Source organism: Janthinobacterium longum (genome assembly GCF_051380735.1).
GTDB lineage: Bacteria > Pseudomonadota > Gammaproteobacteria > Burkholderiales > Burkholderiaceae_D > Janthinobacterium.
This window is the reverse complement of record NZ_JBNYXQ010000008.1, coordinates 194891-216379: the sequence shown is the minus strand read 5'-3', so window position 1 is coordinate 216379 and position 21489 is coordinate 194891. Positions and strand designations below refer to the sequence as shown.

The following is a 21489-nucleotide window of genomic DNA, read 5'->3' as shown; positions in this document are numbered from 1 at the left end:
ACAACGATTATAGATTAAAAAAAGTACGGTCGTGCTCTATTTTTGGTCTGTCCGTTTTCAGCCCTGGTTCAGCAGATACGCGCCGTCTACCCTGGCCGCCGCCGCGCGCACCAGCTGCGCCACCGCCCACTCGGCCAGCGCCGGCACTTCCTGGCGCAGGAAGCGCCGGTTCGCCTGGTGCAGCAGCGGCATATTGCCCAGCAGCGCAGGCACGTCGGCAAGCACGATGCGCTGGCGTTCCAGCAGCAAAAATTTCAGCAGCACTTTGACGGCGTTTTGTGCATTGCGCGCCGGCTCCGACGACAGGTAGTCCAGCCGTGAAAAGGCGCGTTCCAGCGCGCCTTTCGCATCGGCAAACGGCCGGCCATGACCGGGGATCACCACCCGCACATCGAGCGTGGCGATCAGCTCCAACGTGGCGCGCGCTTCGGCAAACCCCGATTCGCCCTCCAGCTCCGGGAAGATCACGCCAAAGCCGTTTTCCCACAGCGCGTCGGCCGACACCAGTATGCCCTCGGCGGCACAGTAAAAGATCAGTGAATGGGGATCATGGCCCGGTGCACCCAGCGCCTGCCAGCCCTGGTCGGCCAGCACCAGCTTGTCGCCGGGAGCGACGGTGGCATCAAAAGAAAAGCGCGGACACTGCTGCCCGGTGGCCCTGAAGCTGAGCGCGTCGACGTCCCAGGCACGCACCTTGGCCGCTTCCGACACGGGAATCGCGGTATGGCAGCCGTGGGGAGCATAAGCGGCCTGCAGCAGCGCGTTGCCGCCGCAATGGTCGGAATGCAGATGAGTATTGAACAGTCGGTCCAAGGGCCGGCCCTGCAGGCTGTGGCGCAACAGCGCCAGGGTTTGCGGCGCATGCGTGACGTAGCCGCTGTCGATCAGCGCCACCTCGTCGCGGCCGTGCAGCACGATATTGTTCGACGACAGCCAGCCGCGCTCGAACACGACGATGGAGTCCGGCAGCAGCGTCATGGTTTTCTCAGTAATCGGGCTCGAAATCGAGCAAGGACTCGCGCCCGGGAAGCTGGGCCCAGACGGCGCGCTTGAAGTCGTCGTCGGCCTTGCTCCAGGCGATGATCTCGTCGAGCGTGCGCAGACAGCCTTCGCACAAGCCGCTGTTGCGGTTCATCTTGCACAGGCTGACGCAGGGCGACGGCACTGGCGTCGACAAGGCTGGGGGAAGGACTGGCGAAGTATCGACCATCATGAAAGGCACCTGTAAATGGAACAGCCATTATGCCGCGAAACGCTGGCCCGGTGGCGAGCCGAAAAATGCTGTCGCATCAACAAGAGTGCACACTTTCCGGCGCTGATTTTACATTCTGTAGGACAAGAACCCCGGCCAAAATCAGACGGGAATGACTTGACTGGGATGCCTTCAGGTCTATAATACCATCCATACAGATGGCAATTGGATGCCGCATGGAGTTTATGGAGCGCTATGGCCACGCAAGACAGCAAGCCCAAAATAGGGGAATCGGAAAAAATCACCATCAATCTGGGCCTGATCGACCTGGGACAGATTGATCTGCTGGTACGGGAGGGATTCTATTCCAACCGCACGGATCTGATCCGTACGGCGATACGCAACCAGCTCGGTACGCACGCCGATGTGGTGAAGCAGACGGTAGCGCGACGCAGCCTGGTGCTGGGCATGCAGCATTATTCACGCGCCGACCTGGAAGCGATCCAGGCAGCCGGCCAGCGCCTGCAGATACAGGTACTGGGACTGGCCAGCATCGCCAACGATGTGTCGGTGGAACTGGCCCTGGCCACCATCGAATCGATTTTTGTATTAGGTGCCCTGCATGCCAGCACCGTTGTCAAAACGGCGCTCGCAGGGCGAATTCACTAGCGCGACGGTCGCGGCAAGCTGCCGGACCCGTTGCGCATGCAACAGTTAAGGACTGCCATGAAACTTCCGCACGACATGATGGCGCAAATGCGCGCCGCCACCAGCAAACTGATGGGCAGCGGCCCGCAAGCCGCCACCGAAGCGATCCAGAGCGCATTATCGGCCGCTGGCCTGATGCCGCCCGCCGGTGCGGCAACGCCGGCAGCGCAGGCAACAGCCACGCCGCAACAACGCCCGATGCAAGATATCAATCCGCCACCAGCTGGCAGCCAGGCCAGGGCAGCCCAGCCACAGCCTGAAGCAACCGAGGCACAAGCTGCGCCGGTGCCGCCTACTCCCGCGCAGGCTGCGCAGGACTTCGCCCAAGACTTCATGTCACGCCTCGGTGTACCGGCCGGCCTGGGCCAGCACGGCTTCGACATGCCCAGTTTCGAGATGCCGAACTTCCAGCCGTCCGGCCTTTCCGGCTTTGGCGGCCCGGCAGTCAGGAGCGCGCCGCTCCCAGAAGGCGCGCAGTTCATCGACGGCAGCTACGCCAACCAGGCAGGCACGCGTTCGTACAAACTGTATATCCCCAGCAGCTACCATGGCCAGGCCATGCCGCTGATCGTGATGCTGCACGGCTGTACGCAAAATCCCGACGACTTTGCGGCCGGCACGCAGATGAACGCAGTGGCCGAAGAAAAGCAGTGTTTTGTCGTTTATCCTGCGCAAACCCAGGGCGCCAACAGCTCGCGCTGCTGGAACTGGTTCAACGCCATCGACCAGCAGCGCGACCAGGGCGAACCGTCGCTGATCGCCGGCATTGCCCGGCAGATCATCGACGAGTATCCGGTCAATGAACGCGAAGTGTTTGTCGCCGGCCTGTCGGCGGGCGGCGCCATGGCCGTGATCGTCGGCACTCTGTACCCGGAGCTGTTTGCCGGCGTCGGCGTGCATTCGGGCCTGCCCTTCGCCTCGGCACAGGACTTGCCGTCGGCGCTGTCGGCGATGAAGGGCGGCGCGATGTCGAAGCGCCAGGCGCCGGAAGGCGGCGTGCCGATCATCGTCTTCCACGGCGACCGCGATACCACCGTCAACCTGCGCAATGGCGAAGAAGTGATTGCACAGGCGGTACGCGGCCAGGATGCCAGCAGCGACTCGGTCGACGGCAGCGTACCGAATGGCCACCGCTACACGCGCACCACGCACAGCCAGCCGGACGGCTCGCCGCTTGGTGAATACTGGGTAATCCACGGCGCCGGCCACGCCTGGTCGGGCGGCAGCGACAGCGGCAGCTACACCGATGGCAAAGGGCCGGACGCGAGCCGCGAAATGATGCGTTTCTTTACGACCCTGGGCTGAACGCCGCCGCCTCGCGCACGCCGTCGGCATAGCGGCTGGCAATGGCCCGGAACTGCTCCTGGATCAGCAAAAAGGCGTCGACCATGTCGGCGTCAAAATGCGTGCCGCGCCCTTGCGCGATAATCTTCACTGCCTCTTCGTGGCGCATGCCATCCTTGTAGATGCGGCTGCTGATCAGCGCGTCATACACGTCGGCCAGCGCCATCAGGCGCGCCGAAATCGGAATCTGTTCGCCGGCCAGGCCCAGCGGATAACCGCTGCCGTCCCATTTTTCGTGATGGCTGTAGGCGATCTCTTTCGCATGCTTCAAAAAATCGACTTCGATGCCCAGTTCGCGCTCGGCCGCCAGGATGGCGTCGCGCCCCAGCGTGGTATGGGTCTTCATGATGGCCATTTCATGCGGCTCGAAGCGGCCTGGTTTCAGCAGGATATGGTCGGGAATGCCGACCTTGCCGATATCGTGCAGCGGCGCCGTCTTGAACAGCAGTTCGATATTCTTGTCGGTCAAAAAATCGCGGAAGCGCGGCAAGTGGCGCACCTGTTCGGCCAGTGCCTTCAGGTAAAACGAGGTGCGGCGGATATGGTTGCCCGTTTCGCTGTCGCGCGTTTCGGCCAGCGAGGCCATGGCGTGGATGGTGACGTCCTGCAGCGCCGCCACTTCCCGCACCCGGCGCTCCACTTCGCTTTCCAGGTAATGGTTCTGGTCACGCAGGAAATCCTGCATGCGCTTCATGCCCAGCTGGGTTTTGATGCGCGCCAGCACCAGCGGCGCCGAAATCGGCTTGGTGATGTAGTCGACGGCGCCCAGCGCCAGGCCCAGCTGCTCGTCGGCCACCTCGCTCATGGCGGTGACGAATATGACGGGAATATTGACGGTGGCCGGATCGGCTTTCAGCGCGCGGCACACATCGTAGCCGCTCATGCCGGGCATCATGATGTCGAGCAGGATCAGATCGGGCTGGTCGCTGCCGGCGGCGATCTTCAGCGCACGCTCGCCGTTGACGGCAATCTTGGTGCGGTAATCGTCTTCCAGCACCGCGCGCAGCAGGTCGATATTGTCGGGGGTGTCGTCGACCACCAGGATGGTCGGTTTGCTGTTCAATGGCTTCATGGCTGTCCTGTCTGCGGTGACTGCAGTGTCAAATCGAGCGCGGCGGACACTTCGCCCAGCTGCGCCAGCGCGCCTTCAAAATCGTATTGTCCCAGCATGCGTTTCAACTGGCGCGCATGTTCGGCCTGGCCGGCCGCCACCAGCATCGGCGCGATGCAGTCGAGATGTTTTACCGCCTGCGCATCGTCCTGCAGCAGCAATTGCGACAACTCGCGCAAGCGCGTTTCCAGCTGCACGCGATCCACCGCCGCCACCACCGCCGCAGCCACTGTATCGGGCTTTGGTGCGGCCCTTGCCTGCATGGCTTGCGCAATCTTCGGCACCAGTTCATCGAGCGCCAGGGTGCATGCCTCCAGGGCCTGCGGCAAGCCGTCGTGCGAACCGAGACTGAGCAAATGCTCGACCCGCGCCGCGCTGTCGGCCAGGCCGCCGGCGCCGATATTGCCTGCCAGGCCCTTCAGGGTATGGGCGACCCGAATCGCCGTTTCCAGCTGGTTGTTATCGATCGCGGCAGCGATGCGCAGCATGGCATCGAACTGGGTTTCGACGAAGCGGTCCAGCAATTTTCGCATCAAGCCGACATTGCCACCCACACGGCGCAAGGCGTCGGCCATCATCAATCCCGGCACGACCGGCAAGGACGCTTCGGGCTGCGGCTGCGTCATCTCCAGCTGTTCGGCATGCGGCCCGCTTGGGGCCACCCAGCGCGCCAGGGTGCCGAACAGCTGCGCCACGTCGATCGGCTTGGCGATAAAGTCGTTCATGCCGGCATCCAGGCATTTTTCCTTGTCGCCGACCATGGCATTGGCCGTCATGGCGATCACCGGCAGGTTCGAATAGCGGGCGTCCTGGCGCAGCTTGCGCGTGGCCTGGTAGCCGTCCATCACCGGCATCTGGCAATCCATCAGCACGCCGTCATAGGAATTCTCGGCGATTTTCGCCAGCGCGATGGCGCCGTTGCCGGCAATGTCGACGCGGATGCCGGCGTCGCTCAATATCTGCTGCGCCACTTCCTGGTTCACCTCATTGTCTTCCACCAGCAGCAGCCACGCGCCGCGCAAGGCCCGCTCGTCTTCCTTGTAGCTGCTCTGGCGCTGCGTCTTGCGGCTTTGCCCGGGGACCCCGCCAAACACCAGGGCGATCTGGTCGAGCAGGGTCGAGGCGCTGATCGGTTTGCTCAAGATGCCGTCGAGCGGCAGCTCGCGCTGGCGCGCCGCGTCCAGCAGCGCTTCGCGGTGATACGCCGTGGCCATGATGCAGGCCGGCGTGGACGCGATGCCGGCCGCGTCGGCGCGGATGCCGGCCAGGGTATCGAGGCCGTTCATGCCCGGCATTTTCCAGTCCATCAGCAACAGGCCAAAGGGCCGGCCTTCGAGGCGCGCCTGCGCGACCAGGCCGATCGCCAGTACGCCGCTGCTGACGGCGCGCGCCTCGAAGCCCAGCGCGGTGAGCATGCTGACGAAGATCTCGCGCGCGCTGGGGTTGTCGTCGACCACCAGCACGCGCAGGCCGGCAAACTGTACCGGCAGTGGTTGCAAATGCGGCAGCTGATCGCGGCGCACGGCGGCCAGGCCGAAGCGGGCCGTAAAGAAAAAGGTGCTGCCCACGCCCGCTTCGCTCTCCAGGCCGATCTCGCCTTCCATCATTTCCACCAGGCGCTTGCTGATGGTCAGCCCGAGGCCCGTGCCGCCATGGTGGCGCGTGGTCGAGGTATCGGCCTGCGTAAAAGCCTGGAACAACTTGCTGCGCTGGGGCGGCGTCAGGCCTATGCCCGTATCGCGCACGTCGACGCGCAAGACGGCCGAATGATCGTCGATCTGCTGCAGCCGGATGGTGACGACGATTTCTCCCTTGTCGGTAAATTTGATGGCGTTATTGGTCAGGTTGATCAGCACCTGCCCCAGGCGCAGCGGATCGCCCTGCAGCGCATTGGGCACGTCGGCGCCGACATCGAACAACAGTTCCAGGCCCTTGTCCTGGGCCCGCATCACGGACAGGTCGGCGATCTGCGCCAGCACGTCTTCCAGGAAAAAATCGACTTTTTCAAACGTCATCTTGCCGGCCTCGATCTTGGAAAAATCGAGGATGTCGTCGATGATGGCCAGCAGGTTCTTCGACGCCGACTCCACCTTTTCAAGGTAGTTGCGCTGGGTCGGCGTCAGGTCTGTCTGCAAGGCCAGGTGGGTCATGCCGATAATGCCGTTCATCGGCGTGCGGATTTCGTGCGACATATTGGCGAGAAAATCGGACTTCATCTTGGTCGCGTCTTCGGCCACCTCGACCGCATGGCGCAAATCCTGTTCCAGCGCCAGGCTGATACTCATGTTTTTCAGCGCCTGCATCAATTCGCCCGTTTCGTCGCGCGAATCGACGTCGATCACGGAACTGAGGTCGCCATTGGCCACGCGCGTGGCGATCGCCACCGCCTGCCCCAGCGGGCGCGTGATCGAGCGCGCCGACCAGGCAAACGCCAGCCCCACCAGCAGCGCCGCCAGGCCGATTGAGCCCATCAGCAACAAAGAGGTATCGATATCGCTGCGGATACGCGCCGCGCTGTCGCTGATCTGCTGCTGTTGCTTCACGTCGAGCTGGCCCACATACCGCAGCACTTCTTCCAGCTCTGCGCGCATCGCATAAATGCAGCTGCCCGACAGCACGATCACCACCAGCGTCAGCAGGATCAAGATCGCATAGCCAGCGTTGATGCGCACGCCGATGCGGATATCCCTGAAACGCATGATTATTTCCTTACGGTAACTTCCGAAGAGGGAGTCTGGCCGGCTTGCCGTACTGGGCGCAAGCACAAATGTGAAGAAAATCGAAAATGGTCACGCTTATTTTGATGGTGCACCAGCTGTCGGCGGCACGCTCAGACCGGCGATATGGGCTTGCAGGCAGGCCGGGCACCAGCAGCCGATGGCAGCCGCGCTTGGCACCGGCACCGAAACCACCGGCGGCATGGCTGTGCACCAGCAAGGTTCGCTGGCGTCAGGATCGAGCTGGCCGCAGCAAAATTGCGCACCGCAAAGCGTACACTGGCTCATGATTGTTAATGAATTGATCACTGTGGCATGCATATCAGGCCAGACTATCGGATGATCCGGAAAAATACAACAAGATCGTCCTATAATGCCTCCAGGATTTTCGTCTTCCCTGTAAAATCTCCCCTATCTATTTTCCGGACTCGCCATGAATCAACTCGCTAATTTGAACCTGGACATGAATGACGACTTGACGGCCGTATCGCCGCAAATCAAGGCGCAGATTCTGGCCGAGGCCCTGCCCTACATCCGTAACTTCCACGGCAAGACCATCGTCATCAAATACGGTGGCAATGCCATGACCGACGAGCGCCTCAAGCACGGCTTCGCGCGCGACGTGATCCTGCTCAAGCTGGTCGGCATGAACCCGGTCGTGGTCCACGGCGGCGGACCGCAGATCGACAATGCGCTGAAGAAAATCGGCAAGCAAGGCACTTTCGTGCAGGGCATGCGCATCACCGATGAAGAAACCATGGAAGTGGTGGAGTGGGTGCTGGGCGGCGAAGTGCAGCAGGACATCGTCATGCTGATCAACCATTACGGCGGCCAGGCTGTCGGCCTGACCGGCAAGGATGGCGGCTTGATCCGCGCGCGCCGCATGCAGATGCCGGACCGCGAAAAGCCGGGCGAATTTCTCGACATCGGTTTTGTCGGCGAGATCGACGCCATCAATCCGGCCGTCGTCAAGGCGCTGCAGGACGACGCCTTTATCCCGATTATTTCGCCGATCGGCTTCGGCCAGGACGGCCAGGCCTACAATATCAACGCCGATGTAGTGGCCGGCAAAATCGCGGAAATCCTGAAAGCGGAAAAGCTGATCATGATGACCAATATCGCCGGCGTGCAGGACAAGCAGGGCAACCTGGTGACCGACCTGTCGGCACGCGAGATTGACGAGATGTTCGCCGACGGCACGATTTCGGGCGGCATGCTGCCAAAAATCTCGTCCGCACTGGACGCCGCCAAGTCCGGCGTGAACACCGTGCACATCATCGACGGCCGCATCGAACACTCTTTGTTGCTGGAAGTGTTGACCGAGCAGGCTTTTGGTACTATGATCCGTTCGCACTAAAAAAAACGCGACACATCGCGAGCAACATGGCGGCGCACTCACCTGGCGCCGCTTTCAATTTGCCCTTGTAGCTCAGTGGTAGAGCACTCCCTTGGTAAGGGAGAGGCCACGTGTTCGATCCACGTCAAGGGCACCATCAGCTTCGATCCGTATCTGAAAAAACGCCCATGGCTGCGTTGCCTTTCCTAGCCGTACATTCGTACTGCCTTCGTCAAGGCGCCTTGCCCTGAACGCTTTTTCATCTACTCTGCCGCCTGTATTGCGCGGCTGAGCTGACGTGACGTTTCTATCTGCGTTTCAAACTCAATAAACTCGTTCTACCTTCAAGCCCTTCTTGCGCAGCAGGTCGGGTACGCTTTGCTTGCCGACCAGGTGCAGTACGCCGATGGCGGCCAGGCTGGTCTTTTCCTGCCTGAGCAGCCTGGCGATGCCGTCGGCGAGCTTGGGGTTGCGGCCATCGAGCAGGACTTCCTGCATGAAGCGGGCGGCGAAGGAGGGGTCGGTGGCGGCTTTGGCGGCCAGGCGCTCGAAGGCGGCTGAATCGGCGGTGCGCCAGGCGTTGGCGATTTCGCGCGCTTCTTGCTGCTGGTCCTTGTCCTCGATCGACTCGATGCTGTCTTCCAGAAAGCGGCATTGCTCGTCCTGCGTCATGCCGCCGAACAGCGCCAGCTGGCTTTCCATCGATTCCAGTTCCAGCACAGGGATGCTGCGCTGTTTCGCCTGCTGCGCCAGGTAGCTGTCGACGGCCAGGTCGGTGCGGTAGCCGAGAGTGGAAAATTCGCTGATGGCCAGCACGCTGGCCAGCATCCAGGGCTTCATCGGCACCGCTGCCTCGGCAGGTATGCCATATTTTTGCAACAGCGGCGTCACGCGCGGCGCCAGCACCTGGCGGCAGTCGGCAGGCAGCTTGCTGCCCGGCGCATCCATGCCGTACTTCAGCACGGCGCTGGCGGCCAGGCGCGGGTCAAGGGTGGGGTCGATCTCCAGCGCCAGCGCGCCGGCCTCGTGCAGGGCGCGCGTGACGGTGGGCTCCAGAGGATAAAAATCGGGCGCGCCGACGTGGATGGTGCCGAACAAATACAGGGTGTGGCCGGCATCCTGTACCTTGAACAGCGCACCCCGGTTGACGGCCACCAAAGGTGCTTCGGCAAAGGCTGCCGGCAGCGGCAGCAAGAATAATCCGCAGAACATCACTATAATCTGGCGTCGCATGGTTTTCCTGATGGTTGGTTTCGTCGTTAATTTTTATATATTGATTGCTGAAGACTCTCGTGCCCGTGCTCCATCTTAATCGCTCCTCGCCGGTCTGGCTGTTCGACCTCGACAACACGCTGCACAACGCCTCGCACGCCATCTTCCCGCTGATCACGGCCAATATGAATACCTATATTGCGCGCGTGCTCGGCGATGGTGTGACGCCGGCCGGCGACGCCATCGTCAATGCGGCGCGCGCGGCCTACTGGCGCCGCTATGGCGCCACTTTGCTGGGCATGGTCAAGCACCACCAGGTACAGGCCGCGCACTTTCTCAGCGAGACGCATGCCTTTGCCGACCTGCCGTCGATGATAAGCGCCGAACGGGGACTGGGCGCCTTGCTGCGGCGCCTGCCTGGGCGCAAGATCTTGCTGACCAATGCGCCGCTGCGCTATTCGAGCGACGTGATGCGCCACTTGCGGCTGCGCCGGCATTTTACCCATCACGTGGCAATCGAAGCGATGCATGTGCACCGCCAGCTGCGTCCGAAACCGTCGACCCTGATGCTGCGCAAGTTGATGCGCAAACACCACATCCAGCCCAGCCGTTGTATTTTGGTTGAAGATACGCTGGCCAATCTGAAGGGCGCCAAAAAGATCGGTTTGCGTACGGCGTGGGTCACGCAATACCTGAAAATGGCCGATCCCATCGGCATGGCGCGGCTGCCAAAAGCGTTAAATCGCCCCGCTTACGTCGATGTCAAAGTAAAATCTGTCCGGCATTTGGCACGCCGCCTTCACCGCCTGCGCTGAAGGGGACCGTCTCTGCCATCGGGATGATCCCCGGTGGCGGGCCGCTAGCGGCGGTTTCGAAGTCTCCTCAAGGCAGCATTTTTTTAACTACAAGAGAAAACATGGCAAGCACACCGCCGGGCCAACGCAGGCTACAAATTCTTCAGGCCCTCGCCGCAATGCTGGAGCAGCCGAAAGGCGAAAAGATCACCACGGCCGCACTGGCGGCCAGGCTGGCCGTATCCGAAGCGGCGCTTTACCGCCATTTCGCCAGCAAGGCGCAAATGTTCGAAGGACTAATCGAATTCATCGAGTCGAGCGTCTTCGGCCTGATCAACCAGATCACGGAAAAGCACAGCGACGGCCTGTCGCAGACGCGCGACATGGTCGGCATGCTGCTCAATTTCGCCATCAGCAATCCGGGCATGACGCGCGTGCTGATCGGCGACGCACTGGTCAATGAAGACGAGCGCCTGCAAGTGCGCATGAACCAGTTCTACGACCGCGTGGAACTGGCGCTCAAGCAGGCCCTGCGCGTGGCCGTCTCGGAAGGCCATGGCAAGGAAAGCGAAGTGGCGGCGCGCGCCACGCTGCTGGTCAGCTTCGTTATCGGCCGCTGGCACCGCTATGCAAAAAGCGGCTTCAAGATCAATCCGTCCCAGGAAGCGGCGCTGCAAATCGCCATGCTGCTGGGCTGATTCCATCGCCGCTGTCGCCATGCGCGCCGATTGCTATGCCCTGCTTGACGACGCCGCCAGCCCGGGCGCCGGCTCACGCCTCTATACGGGCCTGGCGGGCGTGCTGCGCTGCGATGCGGGCGAGCAGTGGCCGGCACTGCTGGACGGCCTGCAAGCGGCTTTAAAACGCGGCCTGTACGCGGTCACGGCGTGCAGCTACGAACTGGGTGTGCATTTGCTGGCGATGCCGGCGCGCGCGTTGGCCGGCGCCGCTCCCCCGCTGGCGCAGGTGCTGCTGTTCGAGCACTGCCAGCACTTGACGCAGGAGGAAGTGCTGCAGTGGCTCGCTACCCAGGCAGCGGCAGGCGCTACACCGGCCGGCATCGCCAATATCGCGGCCAATATCGACCAGCAGCAGTTCAGGCAGGCGCTGGCACGCATCCACGACTATATCGCCGCCGGCGACACCTACCAGATCAATTACACGTACCGGCTGCGCTTCGATGCGTTTGGCGCACCGGCCGCCCTGTATGCGCGGCTGCGCGCGCGCCAGCCGGTGCCGTATGGTGCGCTGCTGATGCTGCCCGACGGCGCTACCCTGCTGTCGCTGTCGCCCGAACTGTTCGTGCGCCATGCGCAAGGTGAGCTGACGGCGCGGCCGATGAAAGGCACGGCGCCGGCGGCGCCAGCGGACCGGGAAGAAGAAAACAAGCGCCGCGCGCAAGCATTGTCGCAAGACCCGAAAAACCGCGCCGAAAACCTGATGATCGTTGACCTGCTGCGCAACGATATCGGCCGCATCGCCCAAACCGGCACGGTGCGGGTACCGGCCCTGTTCGAAGTAAAACGCTACAGCAGCGTATTGCAGATGACGTCCACCGTGCAGGCAACGCTGCGCACGGACGCCACCCTGGCCGATATCTTCCAGGCGCTGTACCCGTGCGGCTCGATCACGGGCGCACCCAAGCGGCGCAGCATGGAAATCATCGCCGAACTGGAACCGGCTCCACGCGGGATGTATACCGGTGCGATCGGCTGGTTCGATCCGCCCACAGCGGGCGGCGCGCGCGCGGTGGGCGACTTCTGCATGTCGGTGCCGATCCGCACCCTGGCGCTGCAGGCGCTTGACCCTGCCAGCGGCACGCGCCGGGGTGAACTTGGCGTAGGCGCCGGCATCGTGCATGACAGCGTGGCAGCCGAAGAATACGCGGAATGCCAGCTCAAGGCGCGCTTCCTGACGGGACTGGCGAACGACTTCGAGCTGTTCGAGACTTTGCATGCCAGCCGCATCGATGGGTGCCGCCAGCAGGCGCGCCACCTGGCCCGTCTGAGCGCATCGGCCCGCTACTTCGGCTTTGCCTGGGATGAAAACGCGGCGTTGGCCACCTTGCATGCCGCCTGTGCCGCGCGGCTTGACGATACTCCCTTCCGCCTGCGCCTGGCGCTGCGTCAGGATGGTGCGTTCAGCGTGCAGAGCGGCACGCTGGCGCCCCTGCCCGCCACCGTCAAAGTGATGCTGGCGCCCGAGGCGACAGCGAGCAACGACCTGTTCCTGCGCCATAAAAGCAGCGTGCGCGTCCGCTACGACGCCGCCTGGCGCGCAGCCGAAGCGCAGGGCTGCTTCGACATGCTGTTCTTCAATGAGCGAGATGAACTGACCGAGGGCGGGCGCAGCAATGTGTTCGTGCGGCTGGACGGGCGCTGGCATACGCCGCCGCTGGCCTGCGGCCTGCTGCCCGGCGTGCAGCGCGCGGCCATGCTGGCCGACCCGGCATGGAATGCGCAGGAAACCGTGATCACGCGCGCCATGCTGGGCATGGCAGAGCAAATCGTTGTATGCAATGCACTGCGCGGGGCGATGCCGGCGCAGCTGGTCTAAGGCCATCGGGTAAGGACAGCATCTTTGCTTCATTTGCAGTCGCAACTGACATCATATATACTCATATTTGAGACAATAAGAACTCAATATGAAGCCCAATTACAAACCACTGTTCGTGTCATTTGTTAAAAAGCAACGCAAGCCTTTACAACTTGCGATTGAGGATGCGGTCGAGGAGGTTTGCAACACACCTGCGATCGGTGAAGCCAAGACAGGTGATCTGCAAGGAATCCGGGTGTATAAGTTCGTGCAAAATCGCCAGCAATACTTGATTGCCTATCGTCCTCCAACGGTTGAGCAATTGGAAGCAAATGGCGCAGATATCGAGCTATTATTTATTGATTTCTACCAAGTAGGTGTACATGAGAATTTCTACACTGCCCTCAAAAAATATTTGAAATCGTGAGGCCGACAATGAGTCTTTTTACCGCAGAAATAGTGTTCAAGAATTTCCGCCAGTTGCCTTCTGCCGAGCGGGCGAAATTTTTTGCACTGCTGGCAGAACCCAGCATCTACGCCGAGAATTTCTCTCATGAGGAAGTGTTTGGCCACTTGGCGCAAGACGAGTTTACGTCGCGCGAAGCGGCCGAGTATCTGGGCGTATCGATGTCAACCTTTCGTCGTTATGTCAGCGACGGCAAGATCAAGGCATCAAGTGAAATGGGCAGAAACCAGCTTTTTGCAACCAAAGAACTGAAGGCTTTCAAGCGATCACGCCGGGAAGCCACAGAAGGCGCTGCATCGATCGCATAAGGCAGACCATGCGCGCCAGCAGGCGCCGCTGGCACGCACGCTGCTGCCGTCCTTACATCGCCAGCGCTTTTTCCACCGCACCGACCAGTTTCTTGTCATCTGGCGTCACCTTGCTGGGGAAGCTTTCCAGCACCTTGCCGTTACGGTCGATCAGGTATTTATGGAAGTTCCACGCCGGTGTCTTGCCGGTCTGCTTGATCAGGTCGGCATACAAGGGGTTTGGCGTGGAACCGGAGACTACCGACTTGGCGAACATGGGGAATTTCACGCCGTAGGTGTTGTAGCAGAGGTCGGCGATATCCTTGCTGTTGCCCGGCTCCTGATTGCCGAAATCGTTCGACGGAAAGCCCAGCACCACCAGGCCCTTGCTGCCGTACTTGGCATACAGCGCTTCCAGGCCTTCATACTGCTTGGTAAAGCCGCAATAGCTGGCGGTATTGACGACCAGCACCACCTTGCCAGCGTACTGGCACAGGTTTTGCGGCGCTTCATCCTGCAGGCGGTTGAAGGTCTGCTTGAGAATGGCCGGGCAGGCCACTGGTGCAGCGGCGGCCGGGGCAGCGGCGGCAGCGATGGTAGCAGTAACGGCGGGTTGGGCGGCAAAAGCGGGCAGGCCCGCACACAGGGCGGTCAACGCGAACAGCTTGGCAATAGTCTTGGACATGCGGGCACCATGATGAAAGATAAAAAAGCATTCTATGCCAATCCTTGCGCGAGCGTGCACGCTGCCGATGCGACGCGCAGGTTTGAGCGGCGTCAAGGGCAAGGCAGTCGCCGCCCTGCCCGGCGTTTTTTTACCTATGCTCGCTATTTCCTGTGCTCAATCTTTCCAGACCAAGGAAACGCCATGTCCCGATTCCACTCCACTATTGTGCTCGCTGCCAGCCTGCTGCTCGCCTCGCAGGCCCATGCCGTGGTCGGCAGCCCAAAGCCCCCCGTTACCAGAGACGAGGCCAGCGCCCTGCCCGCGCTGCAGGTCGACCTGCGCCAGACGACGGTGTCCGGCCTGTCGTCGGGCGGCTTTATGGCGGCGCAGTTCGCCGTCGCCTTTTCGGCCACTGTCAGCGGCGCCGGCATTGTCGCCGGCGGGCCGTACTATTGCGCCAGCCAGCCGGGCCGCTTTCCGTTTATCGCATACCTGAACAATGCCTTGAGTACCTGCATGAACCCCGCTAACGCGCAAATATCGCCACCGGACGCGGCCGGCCTGCTGCGCGCGGCGCAGGACTTTGCGCGCGACAAGCTGATCGACGACACGGCCAACCTGCAGCGCCAGCGCATTTATCTGTTCAGCGGTACAAAAGACCAGATCGTGACGCGGCCGGTAGTGGAACAAGTGGCCAGGTTCTACCAGCTGGCCGGCACCCCGGCGGGCAATATCCGCTTTGCCGACACGGTGGCGGCCGGCCACGCCATCATCACCGACAGCCTGCGGGATAACGCCTGCGACGCTACCGAGCCGCCTTTCATCAACAACTGCGGCTTCATGCAAGCGCGCGACATATTGCAGCACCTGTACCCGGACCTGCGGCCGCCGTCGGCCACCTTGAACGGCAAGCTGATCGCCTTTAACCAGCGCGGCTTTATCAGGAGTTCGTATTCCAGCATGGGCAATACCGGCTACGCCTATATTCCCGCCGCCTGCAACAGCGAGAGCTGCCGCGTGCACGTGGTGTTCCACGGCTGCCTGCAAACCACGCAGGCGATCGGCGAGCAGTTTTATATGCGCACCGGCTACAACCAGGTGGCCGACGCGAACCGGATCGTGGTGCTGTATCCGCAGGTGGAACCGAGCCCGGTCTACCCATACAACCCGAAAGGCTGCTGGGACTTCTGGGGTTATACCAGCATCAATCCGCTGGATCCGGGTTTTTACCGCAAGAGCGGCACGCAGATGGAGGCGGTCAAAAACATGCTCGACCGCCTGGCCGCGCGCCGCGGCTCACGCTAGTTTTTACTCCACCTTGTAGGAAGACAGTTTCGGATCGGGTGCGGGATAGCCGAGCTTCATCGACTGCAGGGTTTCCAGCAGCAGCGACGCCACCACCAGGTTGCGCTGGGTTTTGGAATTGGCCGGCACCACATACCAGGGCGCGTGGTCGGCGTCGGTCTCGCGTATCGCGGTTTCATAGGCCCGCTGGTAGGCGTCCCATTTCTTGCGCTGCGCAATATCGTTGGGGTCGAACTTCCACTGGCGGTCGGGATCGTCCAGGCGCTCCTGCAGGCGGCCGCGCTGCTCGTCCTTGGAAATATGCAAAAAGATCTTCAGGATGACGGTGCCGGTTTCGCTCAGCATGCGCTCGAAATCGCGGATCTGCGCGTAGCGGCGCTGGCATTCAGCCTTGTCTATCATGTCCTGCACGCGCGTGATCAGCACGTCTTCATAATGGCTGCGGTTGAAAATCGCGATCTCGCCTTTCACCGGCACATGCTGGTGCACGCGCCACAGGTAATCGTGCGCCAGTTCGATATCGGTCGGCCCCTTGAAGGCCACGGCGCGGATGCCCATCGGGTTGATATTGCTGAAGATGGCTTTCACTGTGCCATCCTTGCCGGAAGTATCCATGCCCTGCAGGACCAGCAGCACTTTCTGCTTGTGCTGCGCATACAGCATGCTCTGGCACTCGGCGATCTGCGCCGTCAGGGCCACGGTTTCCTCGCGGTCCAGCGCCTTGCACTGGGCATGGGTCAGCTTCTTGTTGGCGGCCTTGGTGGCGGCGCCCAACAGGCGCTTGCCGGCACGGTCCTCGTCGAGGTCAAACCCTTTGCCGGCGCGGAACTGCGTGCGCGCCTTCATGCTGCCACCTGCACGTTGCGGTGCTCGATTTTTGTACAGTGATCCATCACCACGTCCAGGCCGGCCGCGCGCGCGATTTGCGCCGCTTCCTCGTTGACGACATCGAGCTGCAGCCACAAACAGCCGGCCTTGATGGCGACGGCTTCCTGCGCGAACGGCACGATATCTTCGGCTTTGCGGAAAACATCGACGATATCGATGCGCCTGGGCGCGACAGAGGCGGCAGCCTCGGTCAGCGTGGCAAAGGCGCGCTGGCCCAGCACTTGCTGGCCGGCCAGCGCCGGGTTGACGGGCACGATCTGGTAGCCCTGCCCTATCAGGTATTCGGCCACCTGGTGGCTGGCGCGTTCAGGTTTGTCGGACAGGCCGACGATGGCGATAATACGGGCGTCTTGCAGGATGCGGGCGATAGTGGACATGGTCTGGACTTGGGCAGGCGTGCGAGATTGCCCGCCTAGCGTAGCAGATTCAGGCCCGTACCGCTGTCCGCCTGAAGACCTATTTGCGCACGGCTTTCATCTGCGCCACGAACTCGCGCGCGCGGCTGGTGACGGCGGCATAATCGCCCTTGGCACCGGGGCCACTCAGGCTGCCGCCGATGCCGACAGCGACGGCGCCGTTGGCAAACCACTCACCGAGGTTCTCCACCGTGACACCACCGGTCGGCATCAGTGGCACTTGCGGCAGCGGTGCGCGCAGGGCCTTGATATATGCGGGGCCGAACATCTCTGCCGGGAACACCTTGACGATATCGGCGCCAGCCTGCACGGCCGTGACGATTTCGGTCGGCGTCATGGCGCCCGGCATGGCCAGCACCTGGTAGCGCTGGCAGACGGCGATGGTGTCGACATTGACGCTGGGCGAAATAATGAACTGGGCGCCGGCCAGGATGGCCGCACGCGCCGTTTCCGGATCGAGCACGGTTCCCGCGCCCAGTAGCACGTCCTTTCCGTGGCGCTCGCGCAGGGTGCGCAGCACGCCCAGGGTGTCGGGGGTGGTGAACGCCACTTCCAGCGCCGTCACGCCGCCGGCGATGCACGCCTCGGCAATCTGTACCGCCGCTTCGGGCGAGTCGGCGCGCACGATGCCGACCATGCCGCGTTCGATAATGCCTTGAAAAATTGCTTGTTTCAACATGCTGATACTCCTGATTGGTTGGTCAGACTGGCAGTGCCGTGAAGCGCACTTCGGGCAAGCCGCGCACGCCCTCGATGCGCGCATGGAACAGGCCACCGGCCTGCGGCTCGGCCGCCAGTTGTTCCGGCGTCAGGTTTTCCTGCGCCGTGGTGATAAATATCTCGTTGAAATCGGCGCCACCGACGCTCACGCAGCTGGGCTGAGACACCGGCAGTGTGACCTGCCGGGCTATGCTGCCATCGGGTGCAAAGCGCAGCACGCGCGAGGCGCCCCACTGCGCGCTCCACAGGTAGCCATCGGCGTCGATGGTGGCGCCATCGGGCGCACCGGGGTCGCCGGCCAGCTGCGCAAACACCTTGATGCAGCTCGCGTCGCCACCGAGGTAGTCGTCCCAGCGCCAGATCACACCCTGGATCGAATCACAGAAATACATGGCCGCGCCATCGACGCTGAAGCAGATGCTGTTCGAGATCGCCACATTCGGCAGCGGCAAACGCTCCAGCGTCAGGTCCAGGTTCAGGCGGTAAAAACTGCCGATACGGTCGCGGCAAGGGCGCTCGTCCAGGGTGCCGAACACAAAGCGGCCCTGGCGGTCGCAGCGGCCATCGTTCAGGCGCGTCATCGGCATGTCGGCTTCGACCACGTGCAAGGTCGTGACGGCGCTGCTGCGCAGGTCATACCAGGCCAGGCGCGAGGCCAGGCCCAGCAGCAGCACATGCTCGTCGTCCGTCAGTGCAAAACAGGCCAGGCGCTCGGGCATCACCCAGGTCTCGCGCACGCCGGTGGCGAGCGTCAGCGCATGCAGCTTGCAGCCTTCAATATTGGTCCAGAAAACGCGCCCGCTGCGTTCGCACCAGCGCACGCCCTCGCCCAGGAAATCCCGGGAGTCGACCAGCAGTTCGGCTTTTGTCTCCATTATTTTTTTCCTCCGGGGGTCAGACCCCCGTCTACGTTAGCTCAGAGCTTTGAGTTGTCAACATTGAGGGTCTGACCCCAGCAGTTCGGCGGATCAGCAGAAAGCTGGGGTCAGACCCGGCGGGTCTGACCCCGGTGTCAGTGCGACTCGCGCGGAACGGCGGAACCACGGCAACCAACCAGGAAGTCCAGGTCGGCGCCTTCGTCGGCCTGCATCACGTGCTTGATATACATCGACTGGTAGCCGCCGCGCATGGTCGGCGCAATCGGCTTCCATTCGGCGCGGCGGCGTGCCAGTTCTTCGTCCGAGACTTCCAGGTGCAGGCGGCGGCCATGCACGTCGAGTTCGATCATGTCGCCATCGCGTACCAGCGCCAGCGGGCCGCCGGCGGCGGCTTCCGGCGCCACGTGCAGCACCACGGTGCCGTACGCCGTGCCGCTCATGCGCGCATCCGAAATACGGACCATGTCGCGCACGCCCAGCTCCAGCAGTTTTTTCGGCAGGCCCATATTGCCCACTTCGGCCATGCCCGGATAGCCTACCGGGCCGCAGTTCTGCAGCACCATGATGCAGCTGGCGTCGATGTCCAGTTCAGGATCGTCGACCCGTTCCTTGTAATGCTCGATGCTGTTGAAGACCACGGCGCGGCCACGGTGCTGCATCAGTTCCGGCGAGGCGGCCGACGGCTTGATGACGGCGCCGCGCGGCGACAGGTTGCCGTGCAGGACGGCGATGCCGCCTTCGTCCTTGAACGGCTGCTCCAACGGCGTAATGACTTCCGGGTTGAAGTTTTCAGCTTCGGCCACGTTGATGGCCATGGTGGCGCCGGTCACCGTCAGCGCTTCGCCATGCAGTTTGCCCAGCAGGTCGCGGATAATGACGGGCAGGCCGCCCGCATAGTAAAAATCTTCCATCAGGTACTGGCCCGACGGCATCAGGTTCAGCAGGCATGGAATGTCGCGGCCCAGGCGGTCCCAGTCGGCCAGGCGCATGTCGACGCCGATGCGGCCGGCAATCGCCAGCAGGTGGATCACGGCATTGGTCGAGCCGCCGATGGCGCCGTTGACCATGATGGCGTTTTCAAACGCGTCGCGGGTCAGCACTTTCGACAGCTTCAGGTCTTCATGCACCATGTCGACGATACGGCGGCCCGTCAGCTGCGCCTGCAGCTTGCGGCGCGAGTCGACAGCAGGAATGGCGGCGTTACCCGGCAGGGTCACGCCCAGCGCTTCGACCATGCTGGCCATGGTGGAAGCGGTGCCCATCGTCATGCAGTGGCCGGCCGAGCGCGACATGCACGATTCGGCCTGCTTGAATTCGGCAGACGTCATGCGGCCAGCGCGCACGTCTTCGGAGAATTTCCAGACGTCGGTGCCCGAGCCGATAGGCTTGCCACGGTAGTTACCGTTCAACATCGGGCCGCCCGACAGCACGATGGTCGGCAGGTCGACGCTGGCCGCACCCATCAGCAGGGCAGGAGTGGTCTTGTCGCAGCCGGTCAACAGCACCACGCCGTCGATCGGGTTGGCACGAATCGACTCTTCGACATCCATGCTGGCCAGGTTGCGGAACAACATGGCGGTCGGGCGCAAATTCGTCTCGCCCAGCGACATCACGGGGAATTCGACCGGGAAACCGCCAGCTTCGAGCACGCCGCGCTTGACCATTTCGGCCAGGTCGCGGAAGTGGGCATTGCATGGCGTCAGTTCGGACCAGGTATTGCAAATGCCGATCACCGGACGGCCATCGAAGGCGTCGCTGGGGAAACCCTGGTTTTTCATCCAGCTGCGGTGGATAAAGCTGTCTTTGTCGTCGCCACCAAACCACGACTGGGAGCGTAATACTCGTTTGTTCTTTTGCTCGCTCACGCGGCCTCCTGCTGTGAAATCAAGCCGCGCGCGGCGGCAATTAAAAGGGCCCCATGGCCCGCCAGATTGGCTTGCTGTCCATCGTCGACGACGATGCGCTTGCCGTAAAAAAATCCGTGTTCTTCGATCAGTAATGCCAGCGCCTGGCGCAGCATGGCCTTGCCCGTGATGACCAGCGTGGTTTCGGGGCGCATCTGGATGGCGCTGCTGTTGCGCAGCGCCAGCAAGTCGCCGCTGAGTACTGCGCCCATCAGGAAATTGGCGCGCTCATTGCGCTCGACGGCGCCGAACTGGCCCAGGGTGCGCACGCTGAAGCAGGCACGCGCCAGGCCCGTCTTTTGCGCGGCGGCCGCGCCGGCCAGCAGCATCTTGGGCACCAGCGACTCGGCAAAGTCGCCGTCGACCGATTGGCGTATCAGGGTATGCTGGGTAATCGCCTGCAGCAATTCGCCGGCAATGGTGGTAGCGCAGCCCATGATGCGGCCGCGCTCGTCAACGCTGACGAGCTTGGTATGCGAACCGGGCATGATCAGGGTGGCCGGATCCTGCAACTGCAGGCGGTCCAACAGGCCGATCACTTCCGTCTCTTCGCCGCGCATCATGTCCATCGCTTCGGCATTGTGCAGGCCGATGGCGCCATGCTGGTTGCGCACGCCAGGCACCAGCCACAGGGGCTGGGCCAGCACGTCGGGCAGGTCAACCGCCTGCATGCCCTGCGCCAGTTGGGCCAGGCCGGCAGGCGCCGGCAGATGCGGTATTTCCTTGACGCCCATCGGCGAGGTAATCATGCCCGAGGCCAGCACCAGGGCGACATCGGCGCTGGAAATCGCCGCCTGCTCCTGCACGGCGGCGATGCTGTCGCGCAGCGCCTGCTTTAGCGCGCCGTTGTGACCATCGATGGCCGTATTGCGCACACCGATTTCCTGTGACGCCTGGGCGATGACGGCGCCGTCCCGCCATAACAGGGTACGCGTATTGGTGGTACCGGCATCGATGGTGATTATATTCATGGGCAAGTTTCGCAGCGTCGGTAAAAAGATGGGCTAAA

The 21489-nt window shown here is 62.4% G+C and carries 22 protein-coding genes and 1 tRNA gene; 11 read left to right on the top strand and 12 right to left on the bottom strand.

Annotation, left to right across the window (positions count from 1 at the left end; all coding sequences use genetic code 11):
• Window positions 1–57 precede the first annotated feature (57 nt).
• Window positions 58–978 carry an MBL fold metallo-hydrolase gene (locus tag ACQ4WM_RS19675; RefSeq protein WP_436548343.1) on the bottom strand — a complete coding sequence of 307 codons (921 nt, stop codon included), beginning with the start codon at window positions 976–978 and terminating at the stop codon, window positions 58–60.
• Window positions 979–985: 7 nt separating this feature from the next.
• On the bottom strand, window positions 986–1213 hold the full coding sequence (locus ACQ4WM_RS19670) for a DUF1289 domain-containing protein (RefSeq protein ID WP_436548342.1): 228 nt from the start codon (window positions 1211–1213) through the stop codon (window positions 986–988).
• Window positions 1214–1447: 234 nt separating this feature from the next.
• Between ACQ4WM_RS19670 and ACQ4WM_RS19665 the strand changes: the two genes are divergently transcribed.
• Together ACQ4WM_RS19665 and ACQ4WM_RS19660 are read left to right on the top strand one after the other, a co-directional pair.
• Complete coding sequence (locus tag ACQ4WM_RS19665) at window positions 1448–1861, top strand: CopG family transcriptional regulator (protein ID WP_436548341.1); 414 nt, start codon at window positions 1448–1450, stop codon at window positions 1859–1861.
• 57 nt (window positions 1862–1918) lie between these two features.
• Window positions 1919–3205 carry an extracellular catalytic domain type 1 short-chain-length polyhydroxyalkanoate depolymerase gene (locus ACQ4WM_RS19660; protein ID WP_436548340.1) on the top strand — a complete coding sequence of 429 codons (1287 nt, stop codon included), beginning with the start codon at window positions 1919–1921 and terminating at the stop codon, window positions 3203–3205.
• On the opposite strand, the gene ACQ4WM_RS19655 is transcribed toward ACQ4WM_RS19660, so the two are convergent.
• Together ACQ4WM_RS19655 and ACQ4WM_RS19650 are read right to left on the bottom strand one after the other, a co-directional pair.
• Window positions 3189–4316 carry a response regulator gene (locus ACQ4WM_RS19655; protein WP_436548339.1) on the bottom strand — a complete coding sequence of 376 codons (1128 nt, stop codon included), beginning with the start codon at window positions 4314–4316 and terminating at the stop codon, window positions 3189–3191. The two genes, ACQ4WM_RS19660 and ACQ4WM_RS19655, sit on opposite strands and share 17 nt — an antisense overlap.
• Window positions 4313–7054 carry a hybrid sensor histidine kinase/response regulator gene (locus tag ACQ4WM_RS19650; RefSeq protein ID WP_436548338.1) on the bottom strand — a complete coding sequence of 914 codons (2742 nt, stop codon included), beginning with the start codon at window positions 7052–7054 and terminating at the stop codon, window positions 4313–4315. Before ACQ4WM_RS19650 ends, ACQ4WM_RS19655 begins: the two co-directional genes overlap by 4 nt.
• A gap of 70 nt (window positions 7055–7124) precedes the next feature.
• Between ACQ4WM_RS19650 and ACQ4WM_RS19645 the strand changes: the two genes are divergently transcribed.
• The 3 genes from ACQ4WM_RS19645 to ACQ4WM_RS19635 all read left to right on the top strand — a co-directional run bounded on the left by ACQ4WM_RS19645 (window position 7125) and on the right by ACQ4WM_RS19635 (window position 8565).
• On the top strand, window positions 7125–7415 hold the full coding sequence (locus ACQ4WM_RS19645) for a hypothetical protein (protein WP_436548337.1): 291 nt from the start codon (window positions 7125–7127) through the stop codon (window positions 7413–7415).
• A gap of 120 nt (window positions 7416–7535) precedes the next feature.
• Entirely contained in the window at window positions 7536–8429 is an 894-nt protein-coding gene (gene argB, locus ACQ4WM_RS19640; protein WP_065307827.1) for an acetylglutamate kinase, read from the top strand.
• A gap of 61 nt (window positions 8430–8490) precedes the next feature.
• Window positions 8491–8565 (top strand) — tRNA-Thr (locus tag ACQ4WM_RS19635).
• A 167-nt stretch (window positions 8566–8732) separates the two neighbouring features.
• Here the strand turns inward: ACQ4WM_RS19635 and ACQ4WM_RS19630 are convergent.
• The gene (locus tag ACQ4WM_RS19630) at window positions 8733–9641 is read right to left on the bottom strand and encodes a TraB/GumN family protein (RefSeq protein WP_436548336.1); all 909 of its coding nucleotides are present in this window, start codon (window positions 9639–9641) and stop codon (window positions 8733–8735) included.
• 59 nt (window positions 9642–9700) lie between these two features.
• Between ACQ4WM_RS19630 and ACQ4WM_RS19625 the strand changes: the two genes are divergently transcribed.
• The 5 genes from ACQ4WM_RS19625 (at window position 9701) to ACQ4WM_RS19605 (ending at window position 13723) form a co-directional block, all read left to right on the top strand.
• On the top strand, window positions 9701–10435 hold the full coding sequence (locus ACQ4WM_RS19625) for an HAD-IA family hydrolase (protein WP_436548335.1): 735 nt from the start codon (window positions 9701–9703) through the stop codon (window positions 10433–10435).
• Window positions 10436–10536: 101 nt separating this feature from the next.
• Window positions 10537–11112 carry a nucleoid occlusion factor SlmA gene (slmA, locus tag ACQ4WM_RS19620; protein ID WP_436548334.1) on the top strand — a complete coding sequence of 192 codons (576 nt, stop codon included), beginning with the start codon at window positions 10537–10539 and terminating at the stop codon, window positions 11110–11112.
• A 19-nt stretch (window positions 11113–11131) separates the two neighbouring features.
• Window positions 11132–12970, top strand: coding sequence for an aminodeoxychorismate synthase component I (gene pabB, locus ACQ4WM_RS19615; protein ID WP_436548333.1), 1839 nt, complete (start codon window positions 11132–11134; stop codon window positions 12968–12970).
• Window positions 12971–13058: 88 nt separating this feature from the next.
• Complete coding sequence (locus ACQ4WM_RS19610; protein WP_436548332.1) at window positions 13059–13376, top strand: type II toxin-antitoxin system RelE/ParE family toxin; 318 nt, start codon at window positions 13059–13061, stop codon at window positions 13374–13376.
• Window positions 13377–13384: 8 nt separating this feature from the next.
• Window positions 13385–13723, top strand: a complete 339-nt coding sequence (locus tag ACQ4WM_RS19605) for a helix-turn-helix domain-containing protein (RefSeq protein WP_436548331.1) — start codon at window positions 13385–13387, stop codon at window positions 13721–13723.
• Between the two features lie 52 nt (window positions 13724–13775).
• On the opposite strand, the gene ACQ4WM_RS19600 is transcribed toward ACQ4WM_RS19605, so the two are convergent.
• Window positions 13776–14387 (bottom strand): glutathione peroxidase, encoded by a 612-nt coding sequence (locus ACQ4WM_RS19600; protein WP_436548330.1) that lies wholly within the window; start codon window positions 14385–14387, stop codon window positions 13776–13778.
• Between the two features lie 183 nt (window positions 14388–14570).
• On the opposite strand from ACQ4WM_RS19600, the gene ACQ4WM_RS19595 reads away from it, so the two are divergent.
• Window positions 14571–15674 (top strand): extracellular catalytic domain type 2 short-chain-length polyhydroxyalkanoate depolymerase, encoded by a 1104-nt coding sequence (locus tag ACQ4WM_RS19595; RefSeq protein ID WP_436548329.1) that lies wholly within the window; start codon window positions 14571–14573, stop codon window positions 15672–15674.
• A 3-nt stretch (window positions 15675–15677) separates the two neighbouring features.
• Here the strand turns inward: ACQ4WM_RS19595 and ACQ4WM_RS19590 are convergent, their stop codons facing one another.
• The 6 genes from ACQ4WM_RS19590 to ACQ4WM_RS19565 all read right to left on the bottom strand — a co-directional run bounded on the left by ACQ4WM_RS19590 (window position 15678) and on the right by ACQ4WM_RS19565 (window position 21451).
• Window positions 15678–16520 carry a PPK2 family polyphosphate kinase gene (locus tag ACQ4WM_RS19590; protein ID WP_436548328.1) on the bottom strand — a complete coding sequence of 281 codons (843 nt, stop codon included), beginning with the start codon at window positions 16518–16520 and terminating at the stop codon, window positions 15678–15680.
• Window positions 16517–16939, bottom strand: coding sequence for a CoA-binding protein (locus tag ACQ4WM_RS19585; protein WP_436548327.1), 423 nt, complete (start codon window positions 16937–16939; stop codon window positions 16517–16519). Before ACQ4WM_RS19585 ends, ACQ4WM_RS19590 begins: the two co-directional genes overlap by 4 nt.
• Window positions 16940–17018: 79 nt before the next feature.
• Complete coding sequence (locus ACQ4WM_RS19580) at window positions 17019–17657, bottom strand: bifunctional 2-keto-4-hydroxyglutarate aldolase/2-keto-3-deoxy-6-phosphogluconate aldolase (protein ID WP_436548326.1); 639 nt, start codon at window positions 17655–17657, stop codon at window positions 17019–17021.
• 22 nt (window positions 17658–17679) lie between these two features.
• On the bottom strand, window positions 17680–18573 hold the full coding sequence (locus ACQ4WM_RS19575; protein WP_436548325.1) for an SMP-30/gluconolactonase/LRE family protein: 894 nt from the start codon (window positions 18571–18573) through the stop codon (window positions 17680–17682).
• Between the two features lie 137 nt (window positions 18574–18710).
• Window positions 18711–20441 (bottom strand): L-arabinonate dehydratase, encoded by a 1731-nt coding sequence (araD, locus tag ACQ4WM_RS19570; RefSeq protein ID WP_436548324.1) that lies wholly within the window; start codon window positions 20439–20441, stop codon window positions 18711–18713.
• Window positions 20438–21451 (bottom strand): 2-dehydro-3-deoxygalactonokinase, encoded by a 1014-nt coding sequence (locus tag ACQ4WM_RS19565; RefSeq protein WP_436548323.1) that lies wholly within the window; start codon window positions 21449–21451, stop codon window positions 20438–20440. The genes araD and ACQ4WM_RS19565 overlap by 4 nt, the downstream gene beginning before the upstream one ends.
• Window positions 21452–21489: the final 38 nt, after the last annotated feature.